The 13,962-nt window shown below is 72.4% G+C and carries 14 protein-coding genes; 6 read left to right on the top strand and 8 right to left on the bottom strand.

Annotation, left to right across the window (positions count from 1 at the left end; translation table 11 throughout):
* Nucleotides 1-136: 136 nt before the first annotated feature.
* From AB0K18_RS10970 to AB0K18_RS10950, 5 genes are all read left to right on the top strand, one after another.
* Nucleotides 137-820 carry an SDR family NAD(P)-dependent oxidoreductase gene (locus AB0K18_RS10970; RefSeq protein ID WP_364913057.1) on the top strand — a complete coding sequence of 228 codons (684 nt, stop codon included), beginning with the start codon at nt 137-139 and terminating at the stop codon, nt 818-820.
* Nucleotides 821-908: 88 nt separating this feature from the next.
* On the top strand, nt 909-1,247 hold the full coding sequence (locus AB0K18_RS10965) for a TcmI family type II polyketide cyclase (RefSeq protein WP_364574087.1): 339 nt from the start codon (nt 909-911) through the stop codon (nt 1,245-1,247).
* Nucleotides 1,244-1,726: a cupin domain-containing protein gene (locus AB0K18_RS10960; RefSeq protein WP_364913054.1), complete on the top strand. Its 483-nt coding sequence runs from the start codon at nt 1,244-1,246 to the stop codon at nt 1,724-1,726. Before AB0K18_RS10965 ends, AB0K18_RS10960 begins: the two co-directional genes overlap by 4 nt.
* Nucleotides 1,723-2,979 (top strand): beta-ketoacyl-[acyl-carrier-protein] synthase family protein, encoded by a 1,257-nt coding sequence (locus tag AB0K18_RS10955; protein WP_364913052.1) that lies wholly within the window; start codon nt 1,723-1,725, stop codon nt 2,977-2,979. Before AB0K18_RS10960 ends, AB0K18_RS10955 begins: the two co-directional genes overlap by 4 nt.
* A 521-nt stretch (nt 2,980-3,500) precedes the next feature.
* Nucleotides 3,501-5,357, top strand: a complete 1,857-nt coding sequence (locus tag AB0K18_RS10950) for a BTAD domain-containing putative transcriptional regulator (RefSeq protein WP_364913049.1) — start codon at nt 3,501-3,503, stop codon at nt 5,355-5,357.
* A 15-nt stretch (nt 5,358-5,372) separates the two neighbouring features.
* Here the strand turns inward: AB0K18_RS10950 and AB0K18_RS10945 are convergent, their stop codons facing one another.
* Genes AB0K18_RS10945 through AB0K18_RS10910 form a run of 8 tightly spaced genes read right to left on the bottom strand, consistent with a single transcriptional unit; the run spans nt 5,373 to nt 13,117 of the window.
* Complete coding sequence (locus AB0K18_RS10945; protein WP_364913046.1) at nt 5,373-6,791, bottom strand: biotin carboxylase N-terminal domain-containing protein; 1,419 nt, start codon at nt 6,789-6,791, stop codon at nt 5,373-5,375.
* Nucleotides 6,788-7,279 (bottom strand): biotin/lipoyl-containing protein, encoded by a 492-nt coding sequence (locus AB0K18_RS10940; RefSeq protein WP_364913043.1) that lies wholly within the window; start codon nt 7,277-7,279, stop codon nt 6,788-6,790. The genes AB0K18_RS10945 and AB0K18_RS10940 overlap by 4 nt, the downstream gene beginning before the upstream one ends.
* Nucleotides 7,276-8,931 carry an acetyl-CoA carboxylase carboxyltransferase subunit alpha/beta gene (locus AB0K18_RS10935; protein WP_364913040.1) on the bottom strand — a complete coding sequence of 552 codons (1,656 nt, stop codon included), beginning with the start codon at nt 8,929-8,931 and terminating at the stop codon, nt 7,276-7,278. Before AB0K18_RS10935 ends, AB0K18_RS10940 begins: the two co-directional genes overlap by 4 nt.
* 51 nt (nt 8,932-8,982) lie before the next feature.
* Nucleotides 8,983-9,303, bottom strand: a complete 321-nt coding sequence (locus tag AB0K18_RS10930; protein WP_364913037.1) for an antibiotic biosynthesis monooxygenase family protein — start codon at nt 9,301-9,303, stop codon at nt 8,983-8,985.
* Nucleotides 9,300-9,659 (bottom strand): antibiotic biosynthesis monooxygenase, encoded by a 360-nt coding sequence (locus AB0K18_RS10925; protein ID WP_364913034.1) that lies wholly within the window; start codon nt 9,657-9,659, stop codon nt 9,300-9,302. Before AB0K18_RS10925 ends, AB0K18_RS10930 begins: the two co-directional genes overlap by 4 nt.
* Nucleotides 9,656-10,411 (bottom strand): SDR family oxidoreductase, encoded by a 756-nt coding sequence (locus tag AB0K18_RS10920; protein WP_364574069.1) that lies wholly within the window; start codon nt 10,409-10,411, stop codon nt 9,656-9,658. The genes AB0K18_RS10925 and AB0K18_RS10920 overlap by 4 nt, the downstream gene beginning before the upstream one ends.
* A gap of 16 nt (nt 10,412-10,427) precedes the next feature.
* Nucleotides 10,428-11,648, bottom strand: coding sequence for a ketosynthase chain-length factor (locus tag AB0K18_RS10915; RefSeq protein WP_364913031.1), 1,221 nt, complete (start codon nt 11,646-11,648; stop codon nt 10,428-10,430).
* The gene (locus tag AB0K18_RS10910; RefSeq protein ID WP_364913028.1) at nt 11,645-13,117 is read right to left on the bottom strand and encodes an oligopeptide:H+ symporter; all 1,473 of its coding nucleotides are present in this window, start codon (nt 13,115-13,117) and stop codon (nt 11,645-11,647) included. The genes AB0K18_RS10915 and AB0K18_RS10910 overlap by 4 nt, the downstream gene beginning before the upstream one ends.
* A gap of 250 nt (nt 13,118-13,367) precedes the next feature.
* Here AB0K18_RS10910 and AB0K18_RS10905 point away from each other — a divergent pair, with 250 nt between their 5' ends.
* Nucleotides 13,368-13,925 carry a hypothetical protein gene (locus tag AB0K18_RS10905; RefSeq protein ID WP_364913025.1) on the top strand — a complete coding sequence of 186 codons (558 nt, stop codon included), beginning with the start codon at nt 13,368-13,370 and terminating at the stop codon, nt 13,923-13,925.
* The last annotated feature ends 37 nt before the right edge of the window (nt 13,926-13,962 follow it).

The raw sequence follows: 13,962 nt of genomic DNA, 5'->3' as shown, positions 1-13,962 counted from the left end.
GGCTGATCGCGGTCGCGCCCGCCTGCAGAGCCGGTCGGAGGGCGCGTGCTCCTGCGCCGACGATGGCACCGCGTCCTGGAGACTCGCTGGAGCGCGGCACCGTCGCGCATCGAGCGGGCGCGGCCATCGTGACGGCATGAGCGAACCACGCACCGCCCTGATCACCGGGGCCAACCGAGGGCTGGGGCACGCGACCGCCGCCGAGCTGCGTCGCCGGGGCCTGCGCGTCATCGTCACCGCGCGGGACGGCGACGCCGCCGCCGAGGCCGCCGCGCGCATCGGCCCCGACGTCCGCTCCCATCCCCTCGACGTCACCGATCCCGACGCGGCCGGGCGGGCGGCGGCCCGGCTCGGCGCCGTGGACGTGCTCGTGTGCAACGCGGGCGTGCTGCTCGACGCCGGCGACGACCCGCTGGCGGTGCCGCTGGACGTGGTGGAGCGCACGCTCGCGGTCAACCTGCTGGGCGGCTGGCGGGTGGCCCAGGCGTTCGTGCCCGGCATGGTCAAAAGGGGCTGGGGGCGGGTGGTCTTCGTCTCCAGCGGCACCGGGTCGTTCAGCGCCGGGCTGTGGACGGGGGCGCCGGCGTACTCGGTGTCGAAGGCCGCCGTCAACGGGCTGACGACGATGCTGGCCACCTGCACCAAGGGCACCGGCGTGCTGGTCAACGCGGTCAACCCGGGACAGACCAGGACCAGGATGATGCCGAGGGCGGAGCGGACCCCCGAGCAGGCCGCCGCCGGCATCGCCGACGCCGCCACCCTGCCCGACGACGGGCCTTCCGGCGTGTTCCTGAGCGGCGGCAGGGAGATCGGGTGGTGAGCCCGATGGAGCTTACTTCGAGCATCTTTCCACTGCGTACGGCCACCATCGAGGCAGCCTTTCCCACTCACCGCAGGAGGCGAGGAACGTGCACAGGACCTTGATCGTCGCCAAGCTCAGGAGCGCCGACAACATCGGGCCGATCGCCGAGACGTTCGGCGCGTCGGACGAGTCGGAGCTGCCCCACATGGTGGGGGTGAGCAGGCGGACCCTCTTCCACTTCCACGACCTCTACTTCCATCTCGTCGAGGCGGACGAGGACATCTCCCCCAACCTCTACAAGGCGCGCAGCCACCCGCTCTATGAGGACGTCAACGCGCGGCTGGCCAAGCTGGTCGCGCCGTACGACCCGGATTGGAAGGAGCCGAAGGACGCCATGGCGAGCCCGTTCTACGTGTGGACCAGCGACAAGGGGAGGATCCAGTGACTACGGAGACGAGCACCGGGACGAGCACCGGGACGACCGGCGCGAAGATCGCCAAGACGGCCAGGCCCGCCGTGGTGAAGGCCGCGGACGTGGCGCCCAACCGCCGCCGCGGCGGCGACATCAGGGTCACGCTGAGCCCCAAGACGGCCGCCTGCGCCTCCGGGTTCGGCGGCGTGCTCTACCTGGAGGCCGGGGAGTTCGTCGCCGAGCACTACCACCCGTACTCGGAGGAGTTCCTGCACGTCGTCGCGGGCGAGCTGGAGATGAGCCTGGACGGCGCGCCGATCCCGCTGAACGCCGGCGACTCGCTGCTGGTGCCGATCGACGTACGGCACCGGCTGGTGAACGTCGGGACGGAGCGCGCGCAGGTGGTCTTCCACCTGTCGCCGCTGGCGCCCCGTCCCGAGCTCGGCCACGTGGACACCGAGCAGCTGCCGGCGCCGCAGGAGCCGGGCCCGCAGGTCGGGGGGCCGAGTTGAGCAGAGAGGCGGTGATCACCGGTATCGGGGTGGTCGCGCCGGGCGGCATCGGCCGGGAGGCGTTCTGGAACCTGCTCACCGAAGGGCGTACCGCGACCCGGCGGATCACGCTGTTCGACCCGAGCGGGTTCCGCTCGCAGATCGCGGCCGAGGTGGACTTCGACCCGAGGGCCGCGGGGCTGTCGGCGCAGCAGGTCAGGCGGATGGACCGGGCGGCCCAGTTCGCCACGGTCTGCACCAGGGAGGCGGTCGCCGACAGCGGCCTCGACTTCGGGACCGTCGAGCCGGACCGGGTCGGCGTCGCCATCGGCAGCGCCGTGGGCTGCACGATGAGCCTGGAGGAGGAGTACACGGTCCTGACCGACGAGGGCCGCCACTGGCTCGCCGACCACACCTACGGCGTGCCGCACCTGTACGGCTACATGGTGCCGAGCACGCTGGCCGTCGAGGTGGCGTGGGAGGCGGGCGCCGAGGGCCCGGCGGCGCTGATCTCGACCGGCTGCACCTCGGGGCTGGACGCGGTCGGCCACGGCGCCGTGCTCATCCAGGAGGGCGCGGCGGACGTCGTGATCGCCGGGGCGACGGACGCGCCGCTGTCGCCCATCACCTCCGCCTGCTTCGACGCGATCAGGGCGACCTCGCCGAGCAACGACGACCCCGAGCACGCCTCGCGCCCGTTCGACGCGACCAGGAACGGCTTCGTGCTCGGCGAGGGCGCCGCCGTGATGGTGCTGGAGGAGGCCGAGTCGGCGCGGCGGCGCGGCGCCCGGATCTACGCGCACCTGGCCGGCTTCGCCAGCCGCAGCAACGCCTTCCACATGACCGGCCTGCGGCCCGACGGGCGCGAGATGGCCGAGGCGATCAGGGTGGCGATGGACCAGGCACGGATCGACCCGGCGGACGTCGGCTACATCAACGCGCACGGCTCGGGGACGCGCCAGAACGACCGGCACGAGACGGCGGCGTTCAAGCGCAGCCTCGGGCAGCGCGCGTACGAGATTCCGGCGAGCTCGATCAAGTCGATGGTCGGGCACTCACTCGGTGCGATCGGCTCGCTGGAGGTCGCGGCGTGCGCTCTGGCGCTGGAACGGCAGGTCGTGCCGCCCACGGCCAATCTGCACAACCGCGATCCCGAATGCGACCTGGACTATGTGCCGATTACAGCGCGCGACCACGAAATGGACGTGGTGCTGAGTGTGGGCAGCGGTTTCGGCGGGTTCCAAAGCGCGATGGTCCTGGCCCGTTCCGTATAACGGCACAGCACAATGGCCATGACTCGATTATCTATCCATGTCAAGGCAACCAAGGGGAAGAGTCGTGAAACCAGGGATCACCACTACTCGCCGGCAAGGGCCGCAGCCCGGCATACTCGGGATATACCCAGCTCACAGGCCTCTCCTCGAATGGCGGACGGCTCGTTGACCGGCATCCGCACAGGACGACGGCACCGGGAGTAGGGGATAGGTTCAGGGATTTCCCTGATGCCATTTGTCAGAATGTGGAAATATTCTCAGTCAAGTACCACCATCTACCGAAACCCAGTGATCTTCGAGTGAATTTCGAGATCTTGTAACACGCATCTGCTAAATTCCCTTGAGGAAGCAGATCGTCCAGTGTGGCCGACGACAACGGGGTGACGTCTCAACGCTGTCGGCGCACGCTCTCGGGTAAGCAGACGCATGGCGCGCGGCGTGCGGGGTCCTCCCGCACGTACGCCGGCCAATGGATGCAGGGGACGGTGCGTGTGGTGGTGGAAATCAACCTGCTCGGACCAATGGAAGTACTCAGACATGGCGTCGTCCTGACGCCGTCGGCCCCCAAACTGCGCACGGTGCTCAGTTTGCTGGCCGTCCAGTCGAGCATCGTCGTCAGAACCGACAAGATCATTGAAGAGCTCTGGGAGGACAACCCGCCGGCGAGTGTGACCACCACGTTGCAGACGTACATCTACCAGCTGCGCAAGCTGCTGCGACTGGGCACGCCGCCGGACGGGCGCGGCGCGGGGGACGCACCCGCCGACGCCGCACTGCGTACCTCTCCCTACGGTTACGCGCTGTTCCTCGACCCCGACATGCTCGACACCACGCGGTTCGAGCGCCTGTCCGACCAGGGCAGGAGAGAGCTCGAGGCGGGCGACATGAACGCCGCGGCCGACACGCTCTCCCACGCGCTGCGCCTGTGGCGCGGGCCCGCGCTCGTCGACGTCGGCCACGGCCCCGTGCTGCGGGCCGAGGTGCTGCGGCTGGAGGAGATCAACAGGAACACCCTCGAACGCCGCATCGAGGCGGACCTCTACCTCGGCAGGCACCACGAACTGCTCGGAGAGCTCACCAGGCTGGCCGCCGAGCAGCCCACCCACGAGGGGTTCCAGGGCAAGCTGATGCTGGCGCTGCACCGCGCGGGCCGGCGCTCCGAGGCGCTGCAGGTCTATCAGCGCACCCGCAGCACGCTCGCCGGCGAGCTGGGCCTCGACCCGTCCAGCGACCTCGAACAGCTGCATCGCGCCGTCCTGGCGGCCGACGAAAGCCTCGCGCTCCCCCAGCCCAGGGCGCCCGTCACGCTGAGCCGTACGAGGCCGCCGCGCCAGCTCCCCCCTGAGCGCACCGCCCTGGTCGGCCGGCAGCCGCAGGTCGGCGCCGTGCTGGGGGCACTGTCCGCGCGGCAGCATCACGCGCCACCGGTGGTCGTCATCACCGGTCCGCCAGGCTCCGGCAAGTCCGCGCTGTGCGCGCAGGTCGGGCACCGGGCCAACGGCCCCTACCCCGACGGACAGCTCTACGCGCGGCTGGTGGACGCCCAGGGCCGCCCCGCCGACCCCCGCGACGTGCTCGCCGAGTTCCTGCGCGCGCTCGACGTGCCCGAGGACCGCATCCCCGGCACGCTGAGCGAGCGCTCCCGGCTCTTCCGCACCTGGACGGCCGACCGGCACGTGCTGGTGACCCTCGACGACGTGGTCCGCGCCGACCAGCTGCATCCGCTGGTGCCGGCGAGCCCCGACTGCGGCGTCCTGGTCACCGCGCGCAGGCAGCTGTCGGCGCCGGTGGTGACCGCGGTCGTGGAGGTGGGCCCGCTCAACGTCGAGGAGGGCCTGCGGCTGCTGGTCAACGTGCTCGGCAAGCACCGCGTCATGCAGGAGGAGGACGCCGCCCGCAAGCTGGTGCGCCTCTGCGACGGCCTGCCCACGGCGCTGCAGGCGGCCGCCGCGCTGCTGCAACTGAGACGGCACTGGCCGCTGAGCAAGGTGGTCAAGGGCAGCGGCCTGCCGTCCGAACCCGGCACACCCAACCACCACGAGCTGTTCCTGTACGCCAGCGTGGAGCTGAGCTACCGGCTCGCTCCGCCGAGCGTCCAGCGGGCCTTCCGCAAGCTCACCAGGCTGGACCTCTCGACGTTCACGCCGCGCTTCGCCTCGTGCCTGCTCGACATGACCGAGGCGCAGACGGAGTCGCTGCTGGACGAGCTCGTCGAGTTCCAGCTGATGGTCGCCGAACTCGGAACGGACGGGGACCTGCACTACCGTTTCCTACCCAGCGTGCGAGCGGCGGGGCGGTTGCTGCTCGCGGACGCGGGCCCGGTCGACGGCTCGGCCGCTTACCGAGCCGTCGGTGCCGGACATGCGCACGTCTCGTGACCCCGCCTCGGCGGTTCACCCCCGGCTCGCACCCGGGGGTGAACCCGCCGAGCGGGCGGGCGTCCCGTTCATGGAGACGCCCTCGGTCAGCAGCGACGTGGTGTGGGCGCCCGCCCGGAAGGCCGGCTCGGCCAGCACGGCCCGCAGCAGCGCCTTCGTCGTACGGATGCCGCGGCCCTCGATGCGGAACTCCGCGAGGGCCCGCTCCATCCTGGCGATCGCCTGCTCGCGGTCGGGCCCCCAGGCGATCACCTTGGCCAGCAGCGAGTCGTAGTCGGGCGGCACCGCGTACCCCGCGTAGGCATGCGTGTCCACGCGGAGGAACGGGCCGCCCGGCGGCACGAACTCGCTCAGTGTGCCCGCGCTCGGCGCGAAGTCCCGCTCGGGGTCCTCGGCGTTGATGCGGCACTCCACGGCGACGCCGCGCGGGCGGACGTCCTCCTGCGAGAAGGAGAGCGGCCGGCCGGCGGCGATCCAGAGCTGTTCGCGGACGATGTCGATCCCGGTCACCGCCTCGGTGACCGGGTGCTCGACCTGGATGCGCGAGTTGACCTCGATGAACGCGAACTCCTCGCCGGCCACCAGGAACTCGAACGTCCCCGCGCCGGTGAAGCCCGCCGCCTTCGCCCCGGCGACCGCCGCCTCGGCGAGCCGGGCGGACAGCCCGGGCGACACGCCGGGCGCGGGGGTCTCCTCGATGAGCTTCTGGTGCCGCCGCTGCACGGAGCAGTCGCGGTCGCCGAGCGCCACGACCGAGCCGTGCTCGTCGGCCAGCACCTGGACCTCGACGTGCTTGGCCCGCTCCATCAGCCGTTCGAGGTAGACCCGGCCGTCGCCGAACACCGCGCGCGCGGCGGCGCCGGTGGCGCGGTAGGCGGAGGCCAGGTCCTCCATCCTGCGCACCACCGCCATGCCGCGCCCGCCGCCGCCGGCCACCGCCTTGATGATCAGCGGGAAGCCGATGCGCCGCCCGGCCTCCACCACGTCGGCGACGGTGCCGACGGGTTCGGGCGTGCCGGGCAGCACCGGGAGGCCGGCGTCCGCCATCATGCTCCTGGCCAGCGCCTTGTCCCCGAGTCTCGCCATGACCTCGGGGCGGGCGCCGACGAAGACGAGGCCGTTGGCCGCGCAGATCTCCGCGAAGTCGGGGTCCTCGGACAGGAACCCGTACCCGGGGTGCACGGCCTGCGCGCCGGTGCGCAGCGCGGCCTCGATGATCGCCGGCGGGTAGAGGTAGCTGCGTTTCGCCGGTCCCGGGCCGATCTGGGTGGCGACGTCGGCGGCGCGTACGGCGGCCGAGTCACGGTCGACCGACGAGTGCACGACGACGGTCCTGATGCCCATCTCCCGGCACGTCCGTACGATACGCAGCGCGATTTCGCCGCGGTTGGCCACCAGGACGGTGTCGAACGGGCGGCGCGTGTCCCCGGTCATTCGTCGGCTTCCTGGTCGATCACGATGAGCGGCTGGTCGTACTCGACGCTCTGGGCGTCGTCCACGAGGACGTGCGACACCCGGCCGCCCACGTCCGCCGTCACGGGGTTCATCAGCTTCATCGCCTCCACGATGGCCACCTGCTGGCCCGGCTCGACGAGGTCCCCGACCTCCACGAACGGCTTCGCGCCCGGCTCCGGCCTGCGGTAGAAGGTGCCCACCAGCTCGGCCCGCACCGTGTGCCCCGCCGCCTCGGTGGCGGGGTCCGCCGCCTCCGGCGGGGCGTACGCGCCGGGGGCGGGCTCGGCGAGCGCCGGCCACTCGACCTCGATGCTCGCGTTGCCCAGCCGGACGCACGCCCTGCTCGGCGGCCTGGGCGCCGCCTGGACGGCGTCGGCCAGCCCCCGGCACAGGATCGCCACCGCGTCCCGCGCGCCCAGGCCGGCCAGCGCGCCGTCCCAGGCGCTCGGCTGCTGCCCGTCCGTCATAGAGCCACCTTCTCTCTGTAGGTGCCGAACCAGCGCAGGCGCCGCCGCCTGGCCTCGCGCAGCGCGGCGCCGTCCTGCTCGCGCAGTTCGCGCAGCGCGCACACGACCGCGTCGCGCACCACCTCGCTCGCCTGCTCGGGCGCCACGTGGGCGCCGCCCGCGGGCTCCGGCACGACGCCGTCCACGATGCCGTTGGCCAGCAGCGTAGGCGCGTCCACGCCGAGCGCGTCCGCCGCCGTGGCGGCGGCCTCGCCGCTGCGCCACAGGATCGCCGCGCAGCCCTCCGGGCTGATCACCGAGAACGTGGCGTTCTCGCTCACCAGCAGCCGGTCGGCCACCGCAAGCGCCAGGGCGCCGCCACTGCCGCCCTCGCCGGTGACCACGCTGACCACGGGCACGTCGAGCGAGCCCATCACCCGCAGGCAGTCGGCGATGGCGTGCGCCTGACCGTGCCGCTCGGCCTCCAGGCCGGGGTGCGCCCCAGGCGTGTCGATGAGCGTGACCACCGGCACCCGCAGCTTCGCGGCCAGCCGCATGAGGCGCACCGCCTTGCGGTAGCCGGCCGGCGACGGCATGCCGAAGTCGCGGCGTACCAGCTCCTGGGTGGTGTGGCCCTTCTGGTGGCCGATCACCATCACCGGCAGGCCGTCCAGGTCGGTCAGGCCGCCCACCACGGCGGGGCAGTCGGCGCCCGCCCGGTCGCCGCGCAGCTCCACGAACTCGCCGCCCCAGGCGGCGACGTGGTCGAGCGTGGTCGGCCTGCCCAGGTCGCGGGCCAGCTTGACCACCTGCGCGGCGGGCCGCTCGGGCAGCAGGTCCGGGTAGCGGATCACCGGGTCCTCGACGGCCGCGCCCCAGCCGGGCTCGGCCGGCGTGCCCAGGGCGAGCAGCGGCTGCAGCACCTGCGGCAGCTCGGCGCGCGGCACGACGCCGTCGAGCAGGCCGTGCTCCAGCAGGAACTCGGCGGTCTGGAAGCCCTCGGGCAGCCGTTGCCTGATGGTCTGCTCGATCACCCGGGGTCCGGCGAAGCCCATCCTGGCTCCGGGCTCGGCGATGATCACGTCGGAGAGCGTCGCGTACGACGCCGCCACCCCGCCGTAGGTGGGGTCGGTCACCAGCGTGATCGTCAGCAGGCCCGCCTCGTCGAGCGCCGCCATCGCGTTGCTCGTCCGCGCCATCTGCAGCAGGGAGAACGCGCCCTCCTGCATGCGCGCGCCACCCGACGCGGTGACGATCAGCAGCGGCAGCCGGTGCTTCAGCGCCTCCTCGGCGGCGGCCACGACCGCCTCGCCCTCGGCGGTGCCCATGCTGCCGCCGAGGAAGCGGAAGTCCATGACCGCCACCACGACGCCGCGCCCGCGTACGGTGCCGCGCACCACCCGCACCGCGCAGTCCATGCCGGTGCGCGAGCGGGCGGTGTCCAGCCGGTCGGCGTACGGCAGCAGGTCCTCGAACCGGAGCGGGTCGTGCACCGACGGCGCGGGCTCCACCGTCGTGCCGGAGCGAGGGTCGAGCAGCCGCCCGAGCCGCTGCTCGGCGGTCAGCGGCGCGTGCCTGCCGCAGTCGGGGCACACCCCGCCCATGCGGTCGAACCGCTTGCGGTAGACCAGCATCCCGCAGCCCGCGCAGGACAGCCAGTCGGTCAGATCCATCGTGGTATGCGAAGTCCCATTCGGAACGAGTTTCACGAGCCGGTCTCCTGGCTAGTAGGACGCTGTTACTCGGTAGACGGCGAACGGCCGGCGCATCCTGCCGTCACGGAAGGGGCGTAGCGGCGCCGTCTGCCGCTTGTGGTCCGGCCCCTGCTCCCATTTCTCGAAGTCCTCCATGCTGCGCCACGTGCTCACCACCACGAAGTCGCCCTCGTCGGCGACCGAGCGCAGCAGCTCGTTGCCGAGCAGGCCGGGCACCCCGGCCAGCCGGTTGCTCGCCTCGTGGTAGGCCGCCTCGATGCCGGCGGGGTCGTCCGTGGCGTGGTAGAGCAGCACCCGGACGCCGTGCCCGTCGGGCGCCTGAGCCGTCATCGCGCCGCCTCCTCCCACGCCTCGTGCGTGGCCGTCTCCTCCGAGGTGGCGCCGGGCAGGTGCGCGACGATGTGGGCCGTGCTCATCGACCCGCCCGAGCGGTACGGGTGCAGCTTCTTGCGGTGCTCCAGGTGCCGCTCGCTCAGCTCGAACTCGCGGAAGCGCGGCTCGTCCACCCAGTCGCTCATGATGTGGTAGACGCCCTTCTCCTCGCCGTCGCGGGCGAGCCACTGGCCGAGGTTGGCCGGGTGCGTGGTGACCGAGTCGCCGACCTCCATCCACACCCGCTCGAACTCGCGCTCCATCCCGGGCTTGATCTGCAGGCGCAGCATGACGCGGAACCGGGCCTGGCTCATGAGATCCCCCCGTCCACCGCCACGACGGAACCGGTGACGTACCGGGACAGGTCTCCCGCCAGCCACATCACCGCGCCCGCGACCTCGTCGGGGGTGCCGAGCCGGCCCAGGCAGGTCTTGCCGGAGTAGCGCTCGATCATCTGGTTCCGCTGCTCCTCCGGCATCGCGTCGAACGCCTCGGTGTGGATCATGCCGAGCGCCACCACGTTGAACCGGATGCCCTGGGGGCCGAACTCCCTGGCCAGGGTGCGGAACAAGCCGTGCAGCGCGGCCTTGGTCGCGGTGTAGTGGGCGCGCAGCGGGATGCCGACCTCTATCGACTTCGAGCTGACGCCGATGACCGACGAGCCCGCGCCCAGCAGCGGCAGCGCGTTCTGGATGGTCAGGTGCACGGCGGTGAGGTTGGTGTCCACGATGCGCTGCCACTCGGCGAGGTCGAGCTTGGCGTAGGGGACGTGGCTGATCGCGGCGGCGTTGTTGACCACCAGGTCGAGCCGGCCGTCGAACCGCTCGCCGCACTGCTCCAGCAGGCCGGCGATCTGCCCGGGGTCGGTGAGGTCGGCGCGCAGCACGCCGTGGCGGCCGCCGATCTGCTTGAGCTCGTGCTCCAGCGAGACGACGTTCTCACCCTCCTGCCGGTAGTTGGTGATGACGTCCACGCCCGCCTTGGCGAGCGCGAGCACGATGCCGCGGCCCACGCCGCGGGTGCCGCCGGTGACGAGTGCCCGCTTACCGCTCAGGCCGAGATCCATGGTGTTCCCTTCCCTTTCACTTCGTGAGCACGAGCGCGGCGGTGAATCCGCCGTGCCCGCGGGCCAGGACGAGCGCGGTCCGCAGCGCGCCGTCGCGCGGCCGGCCGAGGACCAGGTCGATGTCGCAGCCCGGCGCGAGCCGGGAGGTGCCGGTGGTGGCGGGGACGACGCCGTCGCGCAGCGTGAGCAGCGCCGTCGCCACGTCGAGTGCGGCGCCGCCGCCGTAGAGCCGGCCGGTCAGAGTTTTGGGCGCGGTGACCGGGACGCCGCGCCGGCCGAACACCTCGGTGATGGCCCGCGCCTCGGCCAGGTCGTCGTCCGGCGTGCCGCAGGCGTCGGCGAACACGACGTCGATGTCGGACGGCGACATGCCGGCGTCGGCGAGCGCGCGTTCGATCGTGCGGCGCAGGGCCGGCGGCCGGTCCGAGCCCGGGGCGGGGTCGAAGCCCGCCGCGTAGCCCGCGACCGCGCCGTAGACGGTCGCGTCGCGCCGCGCCGCGCTCTCGGCGCTCTCCACGATGAGCATCGCGCCGCCCTCCCCCGGCAGGTAGCCGGAGGCGTCCTCGTCGAACGGCAGGTACGCGCGCTCTGGGTCGTCGACGGTGGACATCCTGCCGTTGGACAGCTGCGCGACCAGCCCGTACGGGCACAGCGAGGCGTCGGTGCCGCCGGTCACCACGACGCGCGAGCCCCGCCGGATCAGCCTGCGTGCCTGCCCGACCGCGTCCAGGCCGCCGGCCTGCTCGCAGCAGATCACCCCGCAGGGGCCGCGCATGCCGTGCCTGATCGACACCTGGCCGGTGGTGGCGGCGTAGAACCAGGCGATCGACTGGTACGCGCCCACCCAGGAGGGCCCGTTCTGGTAGAGCCGCTCCATCTCGTGCTGGCCGAACTCGGTGCCGCCCGACGAGCTCGCGGTCACCACCGCCATCTCGTACTCGGGCAGCTCGGCGGGCACCACGCGGGCGTCGGCCAGCGCCGACTCGGCCGCCGCCAGGCCCATGTGCGTCCAGTGGTCGGTCTGCGGGATGAGCCGGTGGGGCAGGCGTTCCGAGGCGACGAACCCGGGCACCTGCCCGGCCAGCCGCACGGGATAGCCGCCGGCGTCGAAGCGGGTGATCCGGCCGATGCCCGACTTGCCGGCCAGCGTGGCCTGCCAGTGCGTCTCGGTGTCCATGCCGGTGGGGGCGATGACGCCGATGCCCGTCACCACCGGCCGGTCGTTGCGTTCGCTCATCGGCTGCCCTCCGTGACGGCGTCGCTCTCCGGACGCTCCGCCGGTGTCTCGAGGCCCGCCCTCAGCCCGTTGGCGAGGGCCCGCCGGCCGAGCGCGAACGCGAGCCCGACGACGCTCGCCACGCCTCCGAGGCCGAGGTAGTAGATCGGCTCGGGGACGACTTCCGCGAGCCTGACCACGCCGCTGCCCAGCCCGCCGCCGAGCCCGGCGAACAGCCACATCAGGCCGAGCGTGCGTCCCATGTAGCCGGCCGGCAGCACCTCGGCGGCGGCCGAGATGATCACCGCGGCGACGATGACCTCGCCGCACGCGTGGGTGAGGTAGACGACGACCAGCCACAGCGGCGACACCTTCTCGCCCGACGCGGCGAACACCGTGGTCAGCGACATGACGAGGAAGCCGCCGCCGACGAGGACTAGTCCGATGGCCAGCTTGACCGGCACGTGGGTGCGGCCTGACAGCGCCGGCAGCGTCACCGCGATCAGCGGCGCGAGCATGAGGATGAACAGCGGCGTCGCCGCCTGCAGCCAGCTCGCCGGGATCTCCATGCCGAACACCACGCGGTCCACGTGGTCGCGGGCGAAGAGGTTCAGCAGCGACGCGGCGTGCGCGATGATCATCCAGAACAGCGTGGAGCCGAGGAACACGGCGAGGAACGCGCGCAGCCTGCGCCGGTCGTCCGCGCCGAGCCCGCGATTGCGGTAGACCACGGTGTATCCGACGATCGGCACGATCACGCTGAACACGCCGACCAGCCCGATCGCCAGCGACACGCTCAGCATCCCGGCCAGCCCCAGGCCGAGCACCACGGCGAGGACCACCCCGCCGGCCAGCCCGGTACGCCGCGCGGCGGCCCCCCGCTCGCCGGCCGTCAAAGGCCGCACCGGCCGCTGCCCCACCTCGCCGAACTGGGCGGCGCTCACCCGGAGCTGCACCCCGGTGATCAGCATGACCAGCGCCGCGACCAGGAACGCCAGGCTCCAGCTGACCCGCTCGCCCAGATAGCCGACCAGCAGCGGTGCCGCCAGGGCGGAGACCTGGGTCGCGACGTACATCAGCGAGATCCCGGCCTCGCGGCCCCGGCTCCCGCCGAACATCATGTTGATCATGGCCTGGTGGTTCGGCTTGTAGACCGCGCCGCCGACCGCCACCAGCGGCAGTCCGACCGCCGCCGCCCAGCCCGCGGGCACCGCCAGGCACAGGTATCCGGCCATGCCCGTCAGGCAGCCCGCGACCAGCGCGCGCCGGTTGCCCAGCACCCGGTCGCCGAGCCAGCCGCCGGCGATGGACAGCATGAACATGAAGCCGATCCAGGCGCCGAACAACGTCGCCGCGTCGGTGACCGGCAGGCCGAGCCCGCCGCTCGTGGCGGGGGCCGAGGCGTACAGCACCAGGATGGCCTGCAGGCCGTAGAAGCCGAAGCGTTCGAGCGCGTCGCTGGTGAACAGGGTGAAGTACCAGCGAGGCATCCCGCGCAGGGTGATGGCTCTGTCGGCGGTGCTCATCGCGGCCCGCCGCCCCGGGGGAGGCCGCCCGCCCGCTCGCCGGCGCGCACCAGAACTGTCAGTCCGTACATGCAGGCCCTTCTTTCGGCTCGACCCAGCAACACCCCTCTTGGGTACGGCAGCCGACTCGAATCTCCCTTGCGGCGCGGGCAGCGGGCGCCGGCCCATCGGCGTTCGCCGCAACTTATGGGCGCGGACCGGCATCCAACCCGGCATGAAAACGATCAGAATCCTCGCCGCCCTCACCGCGGCCCCCATAGCCGCCGCGACCTTGTTCGCGCTCCCCGCCCACGCCGCTCCCACCTGCCCCGCCCCGTCGAAGGCGGAGCTGAAGGGACGGACCGACAAGCCCGCCAAGGGCACCCGAGCGCTCAAGGGGGTCCGCGTCGCCCACCTTCCGAAGGGCTTCACCTACGGGGAGCTGGAGGCGTCGAGGCACGACGGCGTCACCGAGTACGCCTACCGCTGGTCGGACGACCGCGACGACACCGACCGCGCCCACCGATCCCTGTGGGTGCGGGTGGTCTGCTGGCCGAAGGCGCGCGACCTGAAGGACCTGCGAAAGCTTCCCGTGGACCTCGGCACCTTCACGAGCGCCGGCAAGCCCGCGCGGCTGGGCGGCAGAAAGGTCCTCGGCAAGACCGGCGACGGGGCGCTGGGCCACGGCCGGTACGTCGGCTGGGTGGCGCGCGGCGGCGTCGTCGTCACCGTGATGGCCAGTGCGCCCCTGGTCCGCGATCTCCCCGCCATCGTGAAGGGGATCAGGGTCTGATTTTCGTGCTGCTCTCGGATATTATTACGTGCCATCG

This window comes from Nonomuraea sp. NPDC049421 (assembly GCF_040677005.1).
Lineage (GTDB): Bacteria > Actinomycetota > Actinomycetes > Streptosporangiales > Streptosporangiaceae > Nonomuraea > Nonomuraea salmonea.
This window is presented reverse-complemented; position numbering and strand designations above follow the sequence as displayed.

Coding starts and splice junctions, on each gene's coding strand:
- AB0K18_RS10970 (WP_364913057.1), top strand. CDS start 137: ATGAGCGAACCACGCACCGCCCTGATCACCGGGGCCAACCGAGGGCTG.
- AB0K18_RS10950 (WP_364913049.1), top strand. CDS start 3,501: ATGGAAGTACTCAGACATGGCGTCGTCCTGACGCCGTCGGCCCCCAAA.
- AB0K18_RS10945 (WP_364913046.1), bottom strand. CDS start 6,791: ATGACCGGGGACACGCGCCGCCCGTTCGACACCGTCCTGGTGGCCAAC.
- AB0K18_RS10940 (WP_364913043.1), bottom strand. CDS start 7,279: ATGACGGACGGGCAGCAGCCGAGCGCCTGGGACGGCGCGCTGGCCGGC.
- AB0K18_RS10935 (WP_364913040.1), bottom strand. CDS start 8,931: ATGGATCTGACCGACTGGCTGTCCTGCGCGGGCTGCGGGATGCTGGTC.
- AB0K18_RS10930 (WP_364913037.1), bottom strand. CDS start 9,303: ATGACGGCTCAGGCGCCCGACGGGCACGGCGTCCGGGTGCTGCTCTAC.
- AB0K18_RS10925 (WP_364913034.1), bottom strand. CDS start 9,659: ATGAGCCAGGCCCGGTTCCGCGTCATGCTGCGCCTGCAGATCAAGCCC.
- AB0K18_RS10920 (WP_364574069.1), bottom strand. CDS start 10,411: ATGGATCTCGGCCTGAGCGGTAAGCGGGCACTCGTCACCGGCGGCACC.
- AB0K18_RS10915 (WP_364913031.1), bottom strand. CDS start 11,648: ATGAGCGAACGCAACGACCGGCCGGTGGTGACGGGCATCGGCGTCATC.
- AB0K18_RS10910 (WP_364913028.1), bottom strand. CDS start 13,117: ATGCCTCGCTGGTACTTCACCCTGTTCACCAGCGACGCGCTCGAACGC.
- AB0K18_RS10905 (WP_364913025.1), top strand. CDS start 13,368: ATGAAAACGATCAGAATCCTCGCCGCCCTCACCGCGGCCCCCATAGCC.